Below are 18,054 nucleotides of genomic sequence, written 5' to 3'. Positions count from 1 at the left end.
TCTACAATTGTAAACTTCAAGTAGAATTTTGGCTACAAAAAGGAATTTCCAATCGAAAACGCTTCCGTTGCATCAAATAAATCATTTACTTCAATCACTTTATCAGAAAACCGCTCAACAATTGATAAATCTACCGCGTTAAAATAATTCGTCAAAATGATGCTAATACATTCACACGACTTTTGTTTTTTTGTTTGATTAAATGTCTCAATAAAATTCGTCGTTAAAAAACTCGATCCATCGGTTAAAAATAAAATATCCGCTTTTTTAAACGGACTTTGACTAATGATTTCAAGGGACTTTCGAAGAGGCAGTTCAAAATTAGTCCCCCCACTTAAAAAACTATTGCAAAGATCAATTAACTGCTCAATGGATGAATGCCCTTTATAAAAATATTGCACTTCCCCTAAACTATCGGAAAATGGAATAATCACCATATCGCGTTTTTGTTTTTTGGCAATCATGAGCAATGCTAAACTGAACGCTTTGCACTCGTTTTTAATCGAACACATCGAGCTGCTTTCATCGATACAAAATACAATCGGCCCTTTCCCTTTAGGCGGCTGATTGTTATCATATTGCAATGTTTGGAATTCTGAAAAACGCCTTAAGAAATCAAGTCTCGTTTTTGGATATTGAAATTTTGCCAGTTCCATAGGGATTAATTTCGATAATTCCTGGCCTACATGGATGTTATTAATCGCAAAATCTTGCTCAACTAATGTTTGTTTTTTTGTCACGAGTGGCTTTAGTTTCCCCGTGAGATCGGCAATTTCTTTTAATGTTGGGTTACATTGTAATTCTTTCGCTAATTGAAGCTGCTCTTTAATTGATAACTTGTTTAAATGTTTCCCGTACATATCCGTCACTTCATAAATATCCTTTTTTAATGACAACGCTTCCCCTTTACTTAAATTGAGTAAAATTGTAATATCCCGTGCAAGTAATTGGTTGGCCACCTCATTTTTCGCTTGAGGATTGGCGGTGTAGTACTGTTTCTGGTGTTGCACGTGTGGAGGAATAATACTATTAAAATAAGTAAGAATTCGCTGCACTAAAAATTCGGTCGTAATAATGGATAACAGTTCATCTAATTGTGTCAGTTTTTTCCAATTGTTATATTCCTGATTAGTAATAAGCTTTTCGATAATTTTATAATGTAAATTGCAATTCTTTTGTTCTTCTAAAGTGAAGTTTGTTTTATAGAAAGCGGCCCAAATATCCCCTACTAAATTCGTAAAGCCACAGAGTATTTCCTCGCCTTCCTCACAAAGATTCCGGAGTGTTTTCGCAAAAGTGAGTAATTCATTAAATCGCATCATTCTTGCTGCCGAGACATTTAAAAGCGTAATCGAATATTTCCCACTCACATACTCATTTTGCTTATAGATGCTAACCACCCTCTATAACGATAATCATTACAAAATCTTTTAAAAACCGATTACTTGAGAAGTCATGTCGAGCAATCGCTTATGCATATCATTTTTTAAATTTACTAATTCCTTGCGATTGGGCATTTTCGTTGTTAACTCTTGCACTTCTAAATATAAAGATTTTCCTTGTAATAATAATTCGCCAACCATTTCTTTCCCTTTTCCGGCGTCATCTGTCATGGAATGCTCAATAATCTGAAGCAACGTATCGAATTCAGGGCTAATTCTTTCAATAAATGTATCTACCGAATCATCCACAATCTCAAAAATAATTTTTGCCGTTGTTTCACGCTCTTCAGGTCGATTCCATAAAACGTTTGTAAGGACTAACAAATCATTTCGCTCCACTTCCATTCGACCCGCAAGATACGCATTTGCCCGTAAAAGTGAAAGCGATTGTTTAAAACGACGGTCAGACGGATGAATTCCTTCGTCTAGTAAACTAGTTCGAATTTTTGCGATTGTATGATAAATCGCATCCGGAATCTCAACTAAATTCACTTGCTGTTGGTGATGGTGTAGTTCATGTAATGAAAGAGATGGAATCAACGGCTCACCATGATCTTTCAACATGGAAATAAACAAATCTTCCTCGCGTATATACGTCACTTCTAACCGAAGCAAAAAACGGTCAAATAACGCTTCTAGTCCTTCCCCTTCTTCAATATATTCGTTAGAGGAGCCGATTAATGTCATTAACGGACAATTAATTGGCTTGCCATTATCATAGAAAATTCGCTCATTGATTAAAGACAATAATGAATTTAATACACTGGAGTTCGCTTTGAAAATCTCATCGATAAACGCAAACTGAGCCTCTGGTAACATCCCCTCAATGTTTCGTTTAAAATTTCCTTGTTCTAATTCCTTCAACGACAACGGACCAAACAGCTCATCTGGCGTACTAAAACGGGTTAATAAATGTTGAAAATAATGAGAATCCTCAACAAACTTACTTAGCATACTCGCTAATGCACTCTTCCCTGTTCCTGCTGGGCCAATCAATAACACATGCTGACGAGACAATAACGCAATCATCAACGCCTCAACTTCCCTTTGCCGATCATAAAACATTGAATTCAAGGACAACATGATTTGCCTGAGCTTGTTGTGATTCATCTTGTTTTCTCCTTTTATATGAAAAAAATTTAACTCTATATATCAATTATGTGCAAAAATTTCCTTTTTTATACTAATAGCTTCGTATTTTGTTTTATAACGCTTTTGTAAAAAATTGATTAAGATTTGGATTTTTTAGTGAAAATAGGAGTATTAATTGGTTGTTTATAGGAGGACATTGAATGGCAATGTTGAAGTTGTTTTCAAAATTTTTTAAAAATGCAAAATCAATTCAAAAAATGGTCCAATATTCGAAAAACGGCAATTTTATTCAATTAAAGCCGAAATGTTATAAAGAGTCAGTTCATTTCGATAAAAATACCGTCATTGCTGGCGATAAACTTGAAACGACGATTATCGAAGGTTTTTTTATTATTCCAAAAAATGTTACGGTGTCTTTTCAAAATGTCACCATCTCCCCCACTTCTCAAATGTATATTGAGGGGGATGTCGTCCTGACGAATTGCCATGTGGCGGGTGCAAAAACCGATGTACTACTCGTTGTGGATGGCGGAAAAATAAAAGCAACTCACTGTGAATTTAAAAAGGCTCGTGATATTGGGATTTCGCTCATCAATAACAGTAAGGCAATCATTGAAAATTGTATTTTTGAAGAAAATGGCAAAGCGCATATATTAGCTGAGAGTTCGCAAATTTGTATGGAAAATAGTGAATTATCGAAAGCAAAACACGCGTTGTTAATTAAAAACAAGTCCTTGTTGCAAACGAAAAATGTCCATATCCACCACCACACAAATACACAAGTCGTAATTGATGATGCAAAATATTTTGACCACGAAAGTACGATCGAACGTGGCGATGGAATGGGGTTGCAAGTAATACACAAAGGGCATGCCTCCCTACAAACGACGAATTTTAAATATAACGCATTAGCCCAAATTTCAGGGCAAAATAGTTACTTAACCATTCGAAATTGCACCATCCAACATGGAAAAGATGTAGGTGTCACAATTCAAGGCCATTGTGAAGCCCAATTGTCCTATTGTCAGATTTCACAACATAAAAATACGAGTATTGAAGTTTTCAAACAATCCAACATGAACATTGAGTACAGTTTGATTGATGGTAGTGAACATCAAGGCATTAATATAAGACAAAAATCCATTGTCAATCTGTATGATGTCATTGTGAAAGGGCATCGTGCTTCTCAAATTTTCATTATCGATAAATCCATTTGCTCGATGAAAAAATGTATGATTAAAGAAGGCTATCATGTTGGAATCTGTATAGAAGATGCTAGTAGTTGTGCAGTGGTTGAAAGTGAAATATGTCATAATGCCAATTCAGCCGTGACCGTTTTCAAAAGCGAATTTTCCATCTTTCAATCAACGTTAACCCAAAATGCAGGCAATGGAATTTTAGCGATGACAGACTCGGGGATTGAAGTGGATGAATGTAAATTTTATGACAATGAAATGCCCCATATCGCCTGCAAATCTAACGTCACAATCCACATTGAAGAGAGCGAATTGTTTAAGGGAAAAAGTTTGTTTATTGTCAATGAATGTGAACTTACGGCGGTGAATAGTCAATTTTACGATAGTCATAATGTGCAAGTGGAAATTTGCGATTTATCGACCGCTCGATTTGAAAACTGCCAAATTTATAATGGCGGCTCTTACGGAATGAAAGTGATGCGCAATTCCAACTGCTTTTTAATGAATAGTTCGATTTTCCGCCATGAACTTTCGCAAATGGTTGTCAATGATAGCTCGGTCATCTTGAAAGATAGCGAGGTGTTTGCGGGCAGCCGCCATGCATTTTATATCCAAAATCATAGTGAAGTGTTAATTCAAGACACCTTTATTTCTAAACATGCCCAACATCAAATTTGGATTGATTTTGAGTCAACGGTGGATTTGAAGGGCGTCCAATTAACAGACGGCACCCTTTCAGATATATACGCCCAAAACCAATCGTCCGTTTATGTGGCCGACAGCATGATCCGCAACAACAATTCCCGCTATAACGTGCAAGCCGTCAACTTCTCCAAAATCGAAATCGGCAATAGCGTCATCGAAAATAAATATGGCGATGTGTACTATAGCGAAAATCATAGTTTCATCAAGCAGTTAGATTATTAACGTAGCACCCCTCCCCCGCCTTTGAAAAGTTGTTTCTTGGGTGGGGGTTTAGTTTAGCTAAGTTACGGGCAAACTAGGGAGTTCATCACGTGTATGAAGGACAGTTCATTCTGGGATTTCACCTGCATTTCGACGTTCATCACGCGTTGACCATGAATACAATTTCAGCTCAATTTTCATGGAATTTTTGGCTTCATCGCAAAGTTCACCCTACATTCATCCTTCATCATGTTCATTCGCGCCACCTCTTCGCACTCTGCTAACAAAACTACCTACTACAAAACGTGCCAATTCCTCCCCGAATACGGATAAATGTTCTAGTTGATGAAATTTTAGTTTTCCAAACGGTGTTTCTATGAGAAAATTACAAGTTGGAAAGGAAGTTACGAAAACTATGACGACTTTAACGAAAATCACTCCGAAGTACGATCCTTGGGAGGCATATTTAGACGTAGAACAATTCGGGAAGTTAACCCTGTCCAACATCGAATTTACGACAACGACTTTATGTAACATGCGTTGTGCTCATTGTGCAGTTGGTTACACCCTTCAAACGAAAGATCCAGATGCGCTTCCCCTAGACATCATTTTAAAAAGATTAGAAGAAATCCCCCATTTAAAAACCATCAGCATTACAGGTGGGGAGCCGATGTTAAGCAAAAAATCAGTGGCGAATTATGTAAAGCCGATTTTACAATATGCTCATGAACGCGGCATTCGTACACAAATGAATTCAAACCTTACATTAGATGGTGAACGATACTTAGAAATTGCACCTTTCTTAGATGTTTTACATATTTCGCACAACTGGGGAACAATCGACGAATTTGTCGAAACGGGTTTTGCCATGATGGAACGAAAACCGACATTTGACCAACGTACCGCCCTTTTTCAACGAATGATTGAAAATTCGAGAATGTTGTCGGAAAATGGTGTGATGGTGTCGGCTGAAACGATGTTAAATAAAAAGACCGTACCTTATATTGAACACATCCATCACCAAATTGTGCACGAGATGAAATGTGCACGACACGAAGTTCATCCAATGTACCCATCCGATTTTGCATCGAGCCTTACTTCCCTATCGTTAGAAGAGACAAGAGAGGCGATCAATCATTTACTCGATATTCGCGATGAGGACACATGGATGCTATTTGGAACATTGCCATTTTATCCATGTAGTCAAAAGGAAGAAGACATTGCCTTAATCAATCGTTTACGCAATAGCAAAAATGTGACATTACGCAACGATCCAGATGGGCGTTCTCGACTAAACATTAACATCTTTACTGGAGACGTGATTGTGACGGACTTTGGCGATACACCAGCACTCGGCAATATTCAAACCGATTCCTTACCAGACGTGTTTGAAAAATGGTTAAATACTGATTTAGCCCGCAGCTTAAATTGTCATTGTCCGGCAGTAAAATGTTTAGGACCAAACGTATTAGTAAAAAACATGTATTATCAAGACGAACAATTTGTCAGTGGCTCAGTGAAATAAGGTAAAGGGTGATTAGAAGTAGACACTCTAATCACCCCTTTTTTCCATATTGAATTTTTTCGTAGGCTTGTTGAATGAACGTTTTATAGATGGTGTTTGGGAAATCTTGTACACCATGCACTGCAATTGAAACTTCCTTTTTCGCTTGTTCTTTATTGCCAAGTTCTAAAAAACATAATGCACGAACAGCAAAACATTGATACATAATCGATAGATCAATCGGATGATGCATATTTGGCGAGATTTTGAAATCTTCACTATTTTGAAGCGCCTCATTAAACAAACCGCGCGCCCAAAATGCATAAGTGGCTTCGTTTTTATAGTACTGAACGATTTCATTTCCAGCTTTATCATCTAAATAAGAACCATATCGCGCAACCGCTTCATAATCTTGCTCGATGAAATTAGCATAATGAGATTTACAAAACGCCAGCATACTTTTTGCAACTGGGTCCTCGGTAAATTCGGCGTGCTGCGTTAACTTCATTAGATAATATGCACTTTTTTCTCGATCGCCTTTACGGATCGCTTGAAATAATGTAAAACGATAAAAATCATCCAAACGATAGTAAATTTTGTTTTCATGGGCGATATGTAATGCGAAATGTAAATGTTTCTGTGTATTTTCCACATCATCAACCGCTGAATATAAAACAGTTAGAACATAATGCATATCAAGCAGTGTCAAAAGGTCAATCATATGAAGATACGGCTCGACTTGCTCTTCTGCCTCTTTTATAAACTGAAGGGCAATGCGATAATCGTTGCGTTTGTAAGCAGTGCTGGCAAGAAATGAAAAACACTCAACCACTCGATTATAGGCGTGAATCTTTTCGTAATCCGCAATCACATCAAACATGGAAAATTCAACATCGATATTCAAATAGGTAGCTAACCTTAAGTAAATATCAAGAAGCCGTACTTCTTCAAAATGATTTCCTTGAAGTTTTTCTCGTACTACTTCAATTTTTTCAACCATATGCAAAAGCAACGTTTCATCTTGCGGAGAAAACGGTTGTTCAATTTTTTTAAAGCTTGCTTCCATTTCAAATAAAAGCTTTCGGAGTTGCTCCACATGATGATCGTTTAGTAGTGTCGTGACCTCCACGCCTAAACGTTCCGCAATATAATGCAAGCTTTCCATCGACGGTTGCGCTTTGCCATTTTCGATTAAACTAAGCATGCCTTTTGTTAAACGTTCGCCCGCCAATTGGGCAAGTGTGAGCTTTTTTTCTTTTCGAAGCTTTTTAATGCGCTCTCCTAAATCTTTCATCCCATTCCCTCCCTTCCCTTCATTGTATCAGAAATTTAATTAAATTAAACTTCTTATCCCACAGTAACAAACGAATTCAAAAATAATTGTTTAATTAAATTAAACTACCCTATTGCACTCTATGATATTTTCACATATTATAAGTTTAATTAAATTAAACAAGGAGTGATTTCAATGCAACGAAAAGCAACGTTTCATTTATATACATTTTTAGTTAGCAAAACATTATCGACTTTAGGGGCAAATGTGTATGCCTTTGGAATGAGTTTGTTTATTTTAGCGATGACCGGTTCAGCACTAAGTTTTGCGGCAAATTTAATTTTTTCCATCATCCCAAGAACACTTCTTTCTCCAGTAGCGGGGTTACTTGTCGATCGTGTTTCGAAAAAATTCATTGTGCTCTCTGGCCAACTCGGAACGATACTTTCCATTTCATGTTTACTAATCTACATGACGTTTTTCGACATCTCTCTTCCAGCAATCTACTTAACGACATTTTTCTACACAATTAGCAGTACGTTTACAACCATTGCATTTTCCGCATCAATCGGAAATTTAGTCGATGCAGAGCGAATTCAAAAAGCAATGTCCTTTAATCAGCTATCTCTTTCCATCGCTGGCATTTTAGGACCGATGATTGGCGGCATGCTTTTTGGATTTGTCAGCATTGAAACGTTTCTAATCATTAATATTGTTGCGTATTCCCTTGCCTTACTGTTGGAATCAACTATGAACTTCAAACTTTTTTCATCTACAGAATCCAGCCCTAAAGAATCCATGGTCCAAAGTCTTAAAAGTGGCATTCACTACATTAAAGAAATGCCTATGATCAAAAATCTCATGTACCTGCTTTTATGGATTAATTTGTTCTTTACATCAATTACGGTGGGCGCAAACTTCATTTTTGTCAATATCATCAAGATGGAATACCAACTCATTGGCATAGTAGAAGCAGCAAGTGCCATTGGGATGCTAGTCGTCTCCATTTATTTTGCCGTTCGTTCCAACATTAAGTATCCCCTACTTTTCTCAAAACGAGCGGTACTTGCCCTTTCAACATTAGTCGGCACTTTTGCGTTACCATTACTCATTCCGATGACGAGTACTATTGTTTTCATTTATTATTTAACAGTAATGTTTTTATTTGGAGGCTCCCTTGTGTTAACGAACACACCAATCGGGATTATGATTCAAAAAGATGTCGAGGAAAATTTCAGAGGTCGAATTTATGGGATTATCGAAATGTTTGCGATGGGGCTAACACCAATCGGCACACTTCTTTTCGGCTTACTATATGATGTGATTCCAGCGCAATTTATTTTACTATTCTGTAGTATGGCTCTAATTCTAACTACCCTCTTCTTAATGCCTAGAAGATTAATAGAAACCGCTTATCCAGACTTGTCGGGTCCCAAAGCGAAAACAATAAATCCTACTTCTCCCCCTTTCCGTTAAAGTGCACATACGTTATAATAAAAAGCCCAGTACAAATCGGAAGCCACTGAAAAACTAAATACCGATAAAAATTTATAGTAATTATTTGCTTCTAAATAGAAGGTGGGATTCACTTCGCTTTCCACGGGCTTGGCTTCAGCCTCCTCGTCGCAAGCTCCTGCGGGGTCTTCAGCTCAAGCTGTTCCCGTAGGAGTCTTCGTGAATCCCACTTCATAAAAGATCTGAGCGTATTTTTATTATAAAAATTTATTAAAATCGACTTTTTCAGTGCCCTATACAAATCGCTGGGCTTCCATGTTTTTGTATGCTTTTTTATAGTATAATAAAAAGGTTATCGTGTGATTAAAAAATCTATTTGGATTTTTATATATAAGGAGAGTCTATATACTATGTGTGGATTTACAGGATTTATTGGCGAAGTAGCAAATGCTGAAGCTGTATTAGAAACTATGATGAATCAAATTATTCATAGAGGACCAGATAGTGGTGGTCAATTTGTAGAAAATCAGGCGGCACTTGGTTTCCGTCGTTTAAGTATTATTGACTTAGAAAAAGGATCACAACCTTTATACAACGAAGATAATTCATTAGTGTTAGTGTTCAATGGTGAAATTTATAACTTCCAAATTATTCGTGAAGATTTAATAGAAAAAGGTCATATTTTCAAAACCGATACAGACAGTGAAGTACTTCTTCATGGGTATGAAGAATATGGTACAGATTTAGTGAAAAAACTGCGTGGGATGTTTGCCTTTGTTATTTGGGATCGCAACAAAGAAACATTATTTGCAGCCCGTGACCATTTTGGCATTAAACCATTTTATTATGGTCAAATGAACGGCACGCTATTTTTCGGTTCAGAGATTAAAAGTTTCCTTCCCCACCCACATTTTGTGAAGGAACTAAATAAAGAAGCATTAAAACCATACTTGACATTCCAATACCCTGTTTTAAAAGAAACATTCTTTAAAGGAATCTTTAAACTACCTGCTGCCCACTACATGAAATATGAAAAAGGCAAGCTAACCGTAGAACGTTATTGGGAACCAGAGTTTCATGCAGAAGAACGTCCATTAGATGCGATTGTTGAAGAAATTGATGATGTGGTGCGTGAATCTGTACAAGCTCATACTATTGCAGATGTAAAAGTCGGTTCATTTTTATCAAGTGGTGTGGACTCAAGTTATGTCGCTTCTGTATTACGCCCTGACAAAACATTTACAGTTGGCTTTAGTGCAGAAAACTTCTCTGAAATTGACAATGCCGACGAATTATCAAAAGAACTTGGCATTGAAAACGTCAACCAAATTTTAGACCCAAATGAATGTTTTAACGATTTAGGAACAATCCAATATATGATGGATGAACCACATTCAAATCCATCAATCGTGCCTCTTTACTATTTAGCACGTTTAGCAAGACAACATGTAACAGTGGTTCTTTCTGGTGAAGGTGCCGACGAATTGTTTGGTGGCTATGATTTATATTCAGATACACCAAATCAAAAGAAATTCAAAAGTTTACCGGGTCCTGTAAAAGCATTGGCTTCATTAGGTGCAACAATAATGCCAAACAGTAAAATTGGTCAATTTGTAAAACGCGTAAATGCGCCAGTAGAAGAAACATTTATTGGGCAAGCTCGTATTTTTGAAGAAGATGAAGCAGCAACGATTTTAAATAACGATTACGTAAATGCCCCATCCGTAAAAGAGATCGTCTCCCCTATTTATAATAAAGTAAAAGGTCATGACGATGTAACGAAAAAACAATTGCTCGACTTAAATTTATGGTTAGTGGATGATATTTTATTAAAAGCCGATAAAATGTCAATGGCACATTCCATCGAGCTTCGCGTTCCCCTACTAGACCGTGAAGTAATGGATGTTGCCGCAACAATTCCAACAAGATACCGAGTAAACGAACAAAATTCAAAATTTGCTTTCCGTAAAGCAGCGAACAATGCATTACCTGAAGCGTGGGCAAATCGTAAAAAAATCGGGTTCCCAGTGCCAATTCGTCATTGGTTACGTGATGAAAACTATGTTTCCCGCGTGCGCAATGCGTTCATGAGTAATATCGCGGCTGAGTTCTTTGATCAACCAAAAATCATAAAACTTTTAGAAGACCATGTATCGGGTGCACAGAACAATCAGCGTAAAATTTGGTCCATCTACATGTTCCTACTTTGGTACAATGAGTATTTTGTAAAAACGGATGAACAACGCAATGCTGAAATAAAAGAACTTGTTACGGTGTAAGAAGAAATGAAACAGGTACAAAATTCCAAAAAAATTTTGGTCCTATCCACAACCTTACTATTACTTGGTTGTAGCCCAATTGATTCATCGAACACAGGTGTATTGCAATCGATTATCAACTCGTCGCATGAGTTAACCATTCAAACTGTTGAATTTTCGAGCACAGAAATTGTAACGAATGTTGGTGTGACGCTATTTGATTACATTACTGGTGAAGAGATTGCAAAGGTCGTAGTTGACGATGAGGGAAAAGCTGTTTTTCCGGGAGTAATACAAGATACAGCTTATAAAATTACCATTTCCCGAATCCTCCCTTCTGGTGAATGGCTTGAGCAAACAGAAGAAGAGATTGTTTATGATGAAAACAAGCCAATTGTGTCTATCGAAACATTTAATACAAATAACCATTCTCCATTAGATGTTCCGGTTGTTTTGCAAAACCCAGAACTGCCAAATGGATGTGAAATTACTGCATTAACAGCCATACTCAACTATTATGGCATGAAAGTAGATAAGTTAAAGTTGGCGACCGATTATTTGCCGAAACAACCAATTACAAAAAAAGGAAACACCCTATATGGCCCTGATCCAAATCTAGCCTATGCAGGAGATCCTTCTAAAAAATCCGGAAGCTATTATGTGTTTGCACCGCCAATAGTAGAAGTAGCAAATAACGTGTTGTTTGAACATAGTAGTGAATTTCGAGCGATGGATTTATCTGATGCCAGTAAAAAAGAAATTATTAATTACGTACAATCTGGGGTCCCAGTTTTAGCTTGGGTAACCATTGATTTAAAAAAACCTCGAACAAAAGGGGCTTGGGTGATTCAAGAAACAAAGCAAAACCACCCAATCTACATGAACTTACATGCAGTGGTGGTGACGGGTTACCAGAACGGAAAAGTGTCAGTTATGAATCCCCTATCTGGTCATCAATCTATTGAGGAAAATGTATTTTTCGACAGTTTTAAATCATTAGGGTCTCATGCAATCGTCATATTATAAAAAAGTCGTCTATTTCTAGACGACTTTTTTCTATTAATATGCAATTCTCTTTGCTTCGTACGCTGCGATTTGCTCTTCATATTTGAATGTTAACGCAATTTCATCCCAGCCATTTAGTAGCATTTCTTTGTAATACGGATCGATGTTAAAGCTATACACTTTGCCGTCTTCCCCTGTTACGGTTTGAGCTGCTAAATTTACTTCTACGTTATAAGGCTTTTCTAAACCTTTTGCTAAAATTTCGTCACACTCTTCTTCAGTTAAACGAATCGGTAGAATACCATTTTTGAAACAGTTATTGTGGAAAATATCCGCAAAGCTTGGTGCAATGACTACGCGGAATCCATAGTCCAAAATTGCCCATGGTGCGTGCTCACGAGAAGAACCACAACCAAAGTTATCTTGTGCAACTAAAATTTCAGAACCTTTATATTCGGGTTTATTTAATACGAAGTCAGAAATTTCGTTTCCTTGCTCGTCAAAACGCCAGTGGTAAAATAAAAAGCTTCCAAACCCAGTACGTTCGATACGTTTTAAAAATTCTTTTGAAATAATTTGGTCCGTGTCGACATTTTTACGATCTAATGGTGCAATGACACTATTTACTATATTAATTGGTTCCATATCTTTTGTCCTCCTTGCAAGACTTACACTTCTTGTTTTACATATTTACGAACGTCTACGAAATGACCTTCAATTGCAGCAGCTGCCGCCATCGCTGGACTTACTAAGTGCGTGCGAGCCCCTGCACCTTGACGTCCTTCAAAGTTACGGTTTGATGTAGAAGCACAGCGTTCGCCAGATGGAATGATGTCTTCGTTCATACCAAGACAAGCAGAACATCCTGATTCACGCCATTCAAACCCAGCATCCGTAAAGATTTTATCCAATCCTTCTGCTTCTGCAGCAGCTTTTGTTGAATAAGAACCTGGAACAACAATACCACGTACGCCAGGGTGTAATTTTTTACCTTCTACAATACTAGCTGCTGTACGTAAATCGGATAAACGTGAATTTGTACAAGAACCGATAAATACATGTTGCACTTCGATGGACGTAATTGGTTGTCCCTCTTCTAAATCCATGTAAGCAAGTGCTTTTTTCAATGCTTGTTTATCAGATTCATTGTCAAAATCTGCTGCAGTTGGAACCGTTTTTGATACACCTGTTCCCATTGATGGGTTTGTTCCCCATGTTACGATTGGTTCGATTTCATCAGCGTCGATTTCAAGAACCACGTCATAAGAGCAACCTTCATCCGATGCTAAGCTTAACCAGTAAGATGCTGCTTCTTCAAATTTATCTTCTTTTGGTGCATGACGACGACCACGTAAAAATTCAACTGTTGTTGCATCTGGAGAAATAAGACCTGCTTTTGCACCTGCTTCAATTGACATGTTACAAATTGTCATACGTTCTTCCATTGAAAGCGCGCGAATTGCATCTCCTGTGAATTCCACGATATGACCAGTACCTACACCAATTCCCCATTTTGCAATAATTGCTAAAATGATATCTTTTGCTGCAACACCAACACCAAGTTTACCATTTACACGGATTTCCATTGTTTTTGGTTTATTTTGCCATAAAGTTTGTGTTGAAAGCACATGTTCAACTTCAGAAGTACCAATACCAAATGCTAATGCACCAAATGCTCCGTGCGTTGAAGTATGAGAGTCACCACAAACGATAGTTTTTCCCGGTTGAGTTAAACCAAGCTCAGGACCGATTACGTGAACAATCCCTTGATCTGGGTGGCCAATATCTGCAAGCTCTACACCAAATTCTTTTGCATTGTCTGCTAGAGTCATAATTTGTTTTTTCGCAATAGGGTCATTAATTGTTGGTAAATTTTTTGTTGGGACGTTGTGATCCATTGTTGCAAAACAAAGATCTGGGCGACGCACTTTTCGACCTGCTAAACGTAATCCCTCAAATGCTTGAGGAGATGTTACTTCATGAATTAAATGAAGATCGATATAAAGTAAATCAGGTTTCCCCTCTTCTTGGTAAACAACATGTGAATCCCAAACTTTTTCGATAATATTCTTTGCCATAATCTTCACCAATCCTTAAATATAAGATTCCATAATACTTTCTGCTACAAAATTCGTATCAATTTCAGCGATTACTTTGTCTGTGAATTCATCCGTTGTTAGTGCGCGGCCGCCATCTTTCACTAAATCAGCCGTGTAATACCCATCTTCAAATACAGCACTTACTGCACGTTCAATTTCTGCTGCTTCTTCTTTCATGCCAAATGAATATTGAAGCATCATGGCAACTGAAAGAATCGTAGCTGCTGGGTTTGCAATTCCTTGGCCAGCGATTTCCGGTGCTGAACCATGAACTGGCTCGTATAAACCAAAGCTGTCACTGCGAATCGATGCGGAAGGAAGTACACCTAATGAACCTGTAATAACAGAAGCTTCATCACTTAAAATATCACCGAACATATTATCTGTAACGACTACATCATAGTGACCTGGGTTTGTGATTAATTTCATTGCGACAGAGTCTACTAAATTATGCTCTACAACCACATCCGGATATTGTTCTTTCTTTTCTTCCACAATTTGGCGCCATAATCTTGAAGTTTCTAAAACATTTGCTTTATCAACAGAACATAATTTTCCGCGACGTAAACGAGCAAGTTCAAAAGCATTGTCAACAATACGCTCAATTTCATGACGAGTATAAATGTTTAAATCACTTGCTTCTTCTTCGTTACGTTTTTTCTCGCCAAAGTAAATACCACCTGTTAATTCACGAACGATCATTAAATCAACATTTTCAGCTACCTCACGTTTTAACGGGGAAGAGTCTAAAAGTGATGGGAATGCTTTTACTGGACGTAGATTTGCAAATAAATCAAATGTTTTACGGATTTTTAATAAGCCAAGTTCAGGGCGTAATTCTGCAGGGTTGTTATCCCATTTTGGACCACCAACCGCTCCTAAAAGAACTGCATCACTTTCATCACACATTGCAATTGTTTCATCTGGAAGTGGATTATTGAACTGATCGATTGCTGCCCCACCAATAGCAGCATATCCTAATTGGAAATCGTGATTATATCTTTTTCCGATTACTTTTAACACACGTACTGCAGCTGCTACCACTTCAGGACCAATGCCGTCACCAGGAAGTACTGTAATTTTCTTTTCCACCTGCAAAAACACCTTTCTATATTGAATAGCTTTTATTCCGAGATTAATGGTTATCTTTTAAAGAAATGCCATCAAACGTATAAACATTTGATGGCGTTTCATAGTTAATTTATCAATTGACAATTGACATTTTAAACTTCTGTTGGTTGCTTTCCACGAATACTTTCTTGAATTAAATGACGGTTAATTGCATTTAAGTATGCTTTCGCTGTCGCTTCAAGAACGTCTTGTGCAGCATCACGACCAGTAGATGTAAAGCCGTTGTAACGTAAGTTGATAACTGCTTCCCCTAATGCATCGCGACCTTTACCAACTGATTTCACACGGAAATCAAGGATATTTACCTTCGCGTTTACTAATTGTTCTAATGTATTAAAGATTGCTTCAACAGAACCTGAACCAGTTGCTGCTAATGTTTTTACTGCGCCTTCTGGAGTAAGAACAGATGCAGTAGCTGTTGGAATGTTTTCTGTACCGTATGAAACTTGAACAGATTTTAGTTCGTATAAAGGAATGTCCTCGATCGAAACTTGTTGTTCTGTAAGAAGCGTCATTAAATCTTCTTCTGTAATTTCTTTTTTACGGTCAGCTAACTTTTTGAACTCTTGGAACGCTTTGTTTAGCTTTTCGTCCGATAAATCGAAGCCCATTGTAATGGCACGATCGCGGAATGCTGCACGGCCAGAGTGTTTTCCTAAAACTAAAGGAATATCTTCTTCACCGATTAATGCTGGTGAAATAATTTCGTATGTTTCTTTATGTTTTAACACGCCATCTTGGTGAATACCAGATTCGTGGGCAAATGCATTTTTCCCTACTACCGCTTTATTTGGTTGAATCACAACACCAGTTAAACGGCTTACAAGTTGAGAAGTACGTTTAATTTCTTTTAAATTTAAACCTGTTTCAACTTGGTAAATGTCATTACGAATATGCATTGCAACACCGATTTCTTCTAATGCAGCGTTCCCTGCACGTTCACCAATCCCGTTAATTGTACATTCAACTTGGTCTGCACCATTTTGAATCGCAGCAATGGAGTTGGCAACTGCCATACCTAAGTCATCATGACAGTGAGCAGAGAATTTTACTTTATCTGCTCCACGTACGTTTTCACGTAGGAAGGCAAATAGTTCACCATATTCTTGAGGTGAAGCATATCCAACTGTATCTGGAACGTTAATTGTCGTTGCACCAGCTGCAATCACTTCCCCTATGATACGAACTAAGAAATCACGATCTGAACGGAACCCATCTTCAGCTGACCATTGTACAAGTGGGAAAAACTTTTTTGCATATTTTACAGCTTCCACAGCTTGCTCTACAACTTCATCAGGTGATTTTTTCAACTTGTATTCCATATGAATTGGGCTTGTTGCTAGGAATACATGAATATGAGGTTGTTCAGCAACTTTGATTGCTTCCCATGTAGTATCGATATCTTTTTGAACACAGCGAGCAAGTCCTGTAACGATTGAATTTTTCACTGTTCCAGCAATACGATTCACCGCTTCGAAATCCCCAGGGCTTGAAGCAGGAAAACCTGCTTCAATAATTGTTACGCCTAGGCGTTCAAGCTGCTTTGCAATCTCGATTTTCTCGGCAGTGTTAAGGTTAATACCGGCTGATTGTTCTCCATCACGAAGCGTCGTATCAAAAATATCAATTTTACGCACTATTTAATCACCACTTTTTTCTTGCCTTCTTGAATGAATGGCATCATTGCGCGAAGCTTGCGACCAACTTCCTCGATTTGGTGGTTAGCGCCTTCTTCTTTATATTGAGTATAACGTGGACGTCCAGTTTCGTTTTCTTTGATCCAATCTTTTGCGAACGTACCGTCTTGAATGTCTTTTAATACTGCTTTCATATTTTCTTTAACTTCAGGTGTAACGATACGTGGACCAGTTACATAGTCTCCCCACTCAGCTGTATCTGATACTGAGTAACGCATTGTTTCCATACCACCTTCAAACATTAAGTCCACGATTAATTTTAATTCGTGTAATGTTTCGAAGTAAGCTAATTCTGGTTGGTATCCAGCTTCTACTAAAGTTTCGAAACCAGCTTTTACTAATGCAGTTGCACCACCGCAAAGAACTGCTTGCTCACCGAATAGGTCAGTAACTGTTTCTTCAGCGAATGTCGTTTCAAGTAAGCCACCACGAGCTGAACCGATTCCTTTACCGTATGCTAATGCTAAATCACGAGCTTCTCCAGTTGCATCTTGGTGAATCGCGAATAATCCTGGTACGCCAGCGCCTTCTTGGAATTGACGGCGAACTAAATGTCCTGGTCCTTTTGGTGCTACTAAGAATACGTCAACATCAGCTGGTGGTACGATTTGACCGAAGTGAATGTTGAAACCGTGAGCGAACATTAACGCTTTACCAGGTGTTAAGTGTGGAGCGATTTCTGCTTCGTACACTGCTTTTTGTCTTTCATCTGGAAGTAAGATTTGGATAACGTCTGCTTCAGCAGCTGCTTCTGCAACAGTTTTTACTGCAACGCCATCTTCTTTTGCTTGGTCGAATGATTTACCAGGACGAACTCCTACTACTACGTCAAAACCTGATTCTTTTAAGTTAAGAGCGTGTGCATGCCCTTGAGATCCGTAACCGATGATTGCGATTTTTTTCCCTTTTAATGCTGCTTCGTTAATTTCGTTTTCATAGTACATTTTTGCCATTGTAAATTCCTCCTAAGAATGTGTTCAATTTTTTTATGCTTAG

General features: G+C 37.8%; 13 protein-coding genes. 5 read left to right on the top strand and 8 right to left on the bottom strand.

All coding sequences use genetic code 11. From position 1 onward, the window contains the following. Positions 1–32: 32 nt before the first annotated feature. Both CRO00_RS08150 and CRO00_RS08145 read right to left on the bottom strand, forming a co-directional pair. On the bottom strand, positions 33–1,322 hold the full coding sequence (locus tag CRO00_RS08150) for a VWA domain-containing protein (protein ID WP_161946639.1): 1,290 nt from the start codon (positions 1,320–1,322) through the stop codon (positions 33–35). Between the two features lie 108 nt (positions 1,323–1,430). After that, positions 1,431–2,552 (bottom strand): AAA family ATPase, encoded by a 1,122-nt coding sequence (locus tag CRO00_RS08145; RefSeq protein ID WP_097073186.1) that lies wholly within the window; start codon positions 2,550–2,552, stop codon positions 1,431–1,433. Positions 2,553–2,734: 182 nt separating this feature from the next. On the opposite strand from CRO00_RS08145, the gene CRO00_RS08140 reads away from it, so the two are divergent. Further along, entirely contained in the window at positions 2,735–4,657 is a 1,923-nt protein-coding gene (locus CRO00_RS08140) for a right-handed parallel beta-helix repeat-containing protein (RefSeq protein WP_097073185.1), read from the top strand. Positions 4,658–5,051: 394 nt separating this feature from the next. Further along, a complete protein-coding gene (yfkAB, locus tag CRO00_RS08135) occupies positions 5,052–6,161 on the top strand; it encodes a radical SAM/CxCxxxxC motif protein YfkAB (RefSeq protein ID WP_097073270.1) in 1,110 nt (369 codons plus the stop codon). A gap of 31 nt (positions 6,162–6,192) precedes the next feature. On the opposite strand, the gene CRO00_RS08130 is transcribed toward yfkAB, so the two are convergent. Next, positions 6,193–7,434 (bottom strand): helix-turn-helix domain-containing protein, encoded by a 1,242-nt coding sequence (locus CRO00_RS08130; protein ID WP_097073184.1) that lies wholly within the window; start codon positions 7,432–7,434, stop codon positions 6,193–6,195. Positions 7,435–7,608: 174 nt separating this feature from the next. Between CRO00_RS08130 and CRO00_RS08125 the strand changes: the two genes are divergently transcribed. The 3 genes from CRO00_RS08125 (at position 7,609) to CRO00_RS08115 (ending at position 12,152) form a co-directional block, all read left to right on the top strand. After that, positions 7,609–8,889 (top strand): MFS transporter, encoded by a 1,281-nt coding sequence (locus tag CRO00_RS08125; RefSeq protein WP_097073183.1) that lies wholly within the window; start codon positions 7,609–7,611, stop codon positions 8,887–8,889. Between the two features lie 389 nt (positions 8,890–9,278). After that, positions 9,279–11,147, top strand: coding sequence for an asparagine synthase (glutamine-hydrolyzing) (asnB, locus tag CRO00_RS08120; protein WP_097073182.1), 1,869 nt, complete (start codon positions 9,279–9,281; stop codon positions 11,145–11,147). Between the two features lie 6 nt (positions 11,148–11,153). Then, positions 11,154–12,152 carry a C39 family peptidase gene (locus CRO00_RS08115; RefSeq protein ID WP_097073181.1) on the top strand — a complete coding sequence of 333 codons (999 nt, stop codon included), beginning with the start codon at positions 11,154–11,156 and terminating at the stop codon, positions 12,150–12,152. Positions 12,153–12,185: 33 nt separating this feature from the next. On the opposite strand, the gene leuD is transcribed toward CRO00_RS08115, so the two are convergent. The 5 genes from leuD to ilvC form a co-directional block, all read right to left on the bottom strand. Beyond that, on the bottom strand, positions 12,186–12,776 hold the full coding sequence (leuD, locus tag CRO00_RS08110) for a 3-isopropylmalate dehydratase small subunit (protein ID WP_097073180.1): 591 nt from the start codon (positions 12,774–12,776) through the stop codon (positions 12,186–12,188). A gap of 23 nt (positions 12,777–12,799) precedes the next feature. Next, the gene (leuC, locus tag CRO00_RS08105; protein WP_097073179.1) at positions 12,800–14,209 is read right to left on the bottom strand and encodes a 3-isopropylmalate dehydratase large subunit; all 1,410 of its coding nucleotides are present in this window, start codon (positions 14,207–14,209) and stop codon (positions 12,800–12,802) included. Between the two features lie 15 nt (positions 14,210–14,224). Beyond that, positions 14,225–15,322 (bottom strand): 3-isopropylmalate dehydrogenase, encoded by a 1,098-nt coding sequence (gene leuB, locus CRO00_RS08100; RefSeq protein WP_097073178.1) that lies wholly within the window; start codon positions 15,320–15,322, stop codon positions 14,225–14,227. A gap of 131 nt (positions 15,323–15,453) precedes the next feature. Beyond that, positions 15,454–16,998, bottom strand: coding sequence for a 2-isopropylmalate synthase (locus CRO00_RS08095; RefSeq protein ID WP_097073177.1), 1,545 nt, complete (start codon positions 16,996–16,998; stop codon positions 15,454–15,456). After that, positions 16,998–18,011: a ketol-acid reductoisomerase gene (gene ilvC, locus CRO00_RS08090; protein WP_097073176.1), complete on the bottom strand. Its 1,014-nt coding sequence runs from the start codon at positions 18,009–18,011 to the stop codon at positions 16,998–17,000. Before ilvC ends, CRO00_RS08095 begins: the two co-directional genes overlap by 1 nt. Positions 18,012–18,054 lie beyond the last annotated feature (43 nt).

It is taken from the genome of Ureibacillus xyleni (assembly GCF_900217795.1).
In the GTDB taxonomy this organism is placed as follows: domain Bacteria; phylum Bacillota; class Bacilli; order Bacillales_A; family Planococcaceae; genus Ureibacillus; species Ureibacillus xyleni.
This window is presented reverse-complemented; position numbering and strand designations above follow the sequence as displayed.

Excerpts from the sequence above, each read along its gene's own strand:
- leuD (WP_097073180.1), bottom strand. The coding sequence starts at position 12,776 with ATGGAACCAATTAATATAGTAAATAGTGTCATTGCACCATTAGATCGT.
- CRO00_RS08115 (WP_097073181.1), top strand. The coding sequence starts at position 11,154 with ATGAAACAGGTACAAAATTCCAAAAAAATTTTGGTCCTATCCACAACC.
- CRO00_RS08140 (WP_097073185.1), top strand. The coding sequence starts at position 2,735 with ATGGCAATGTTGAAGTTGTTTTCAAAATTTTTTAAAAATGCAAAATCA.
- CRO00_RS08145 (WP_097073186.1), bottom strand. The coding sequence starts at position 2,552 with ATGAATCACAACAAGCTCAGGCAAATCATGTTGTCCTTGAATTCAATG.
- CRO00_RS08125 (WP_097073183.1), top strand. The coding sequence starts at position 7,609 with ATGCAACGAAAAGCAACGTTTCATTTATATACATTTTTAGTTAGCAAA.
- CRO00_RS08130 (WP_097073184.1), bottom strand. The coding sequence starts at position 7,434 with ATGAAAGATTTAGGAGAGCGCATTAAAAAGCTTCGAAAAGAAAAAAAG.
- leuC (WP_097073179.1), bottom strand. The coding sequence starts at position 14,209 with ATGGCAAAGAATATTATCGAAAAAGTTTGGGATTCACATGTTGTTTAC.
- asnB (WP_097073182.1), top strand. The coding sequence starts at position 9,279 with ATGTGTGGATTTACAGGATTTATTGGCGAAGTAGCAAATGCTGAAGCT.
- yfkAB (WP_097073270.1), top strand. The coding sequence starts at position 5,052 with ATGACGACTTTAACGAAAATCACTCCGAAGTACGATCCTTGGGAGGCA.
- ilvC (WP_097073176.1), bottom strand. The coding sequence starts at position 18,011 with ATGGCAAAAATGTACTATGAAAACGAAATTAACGAAGCAGCATTAAAA.
- CRO00_RS08150 (WP_161946639.1), bottom strand. The coding sequence starts at position 1,322 with ATGATGCGATTTAATGAATTACTCACTTTTGCGAAAACACTCCGGAAT.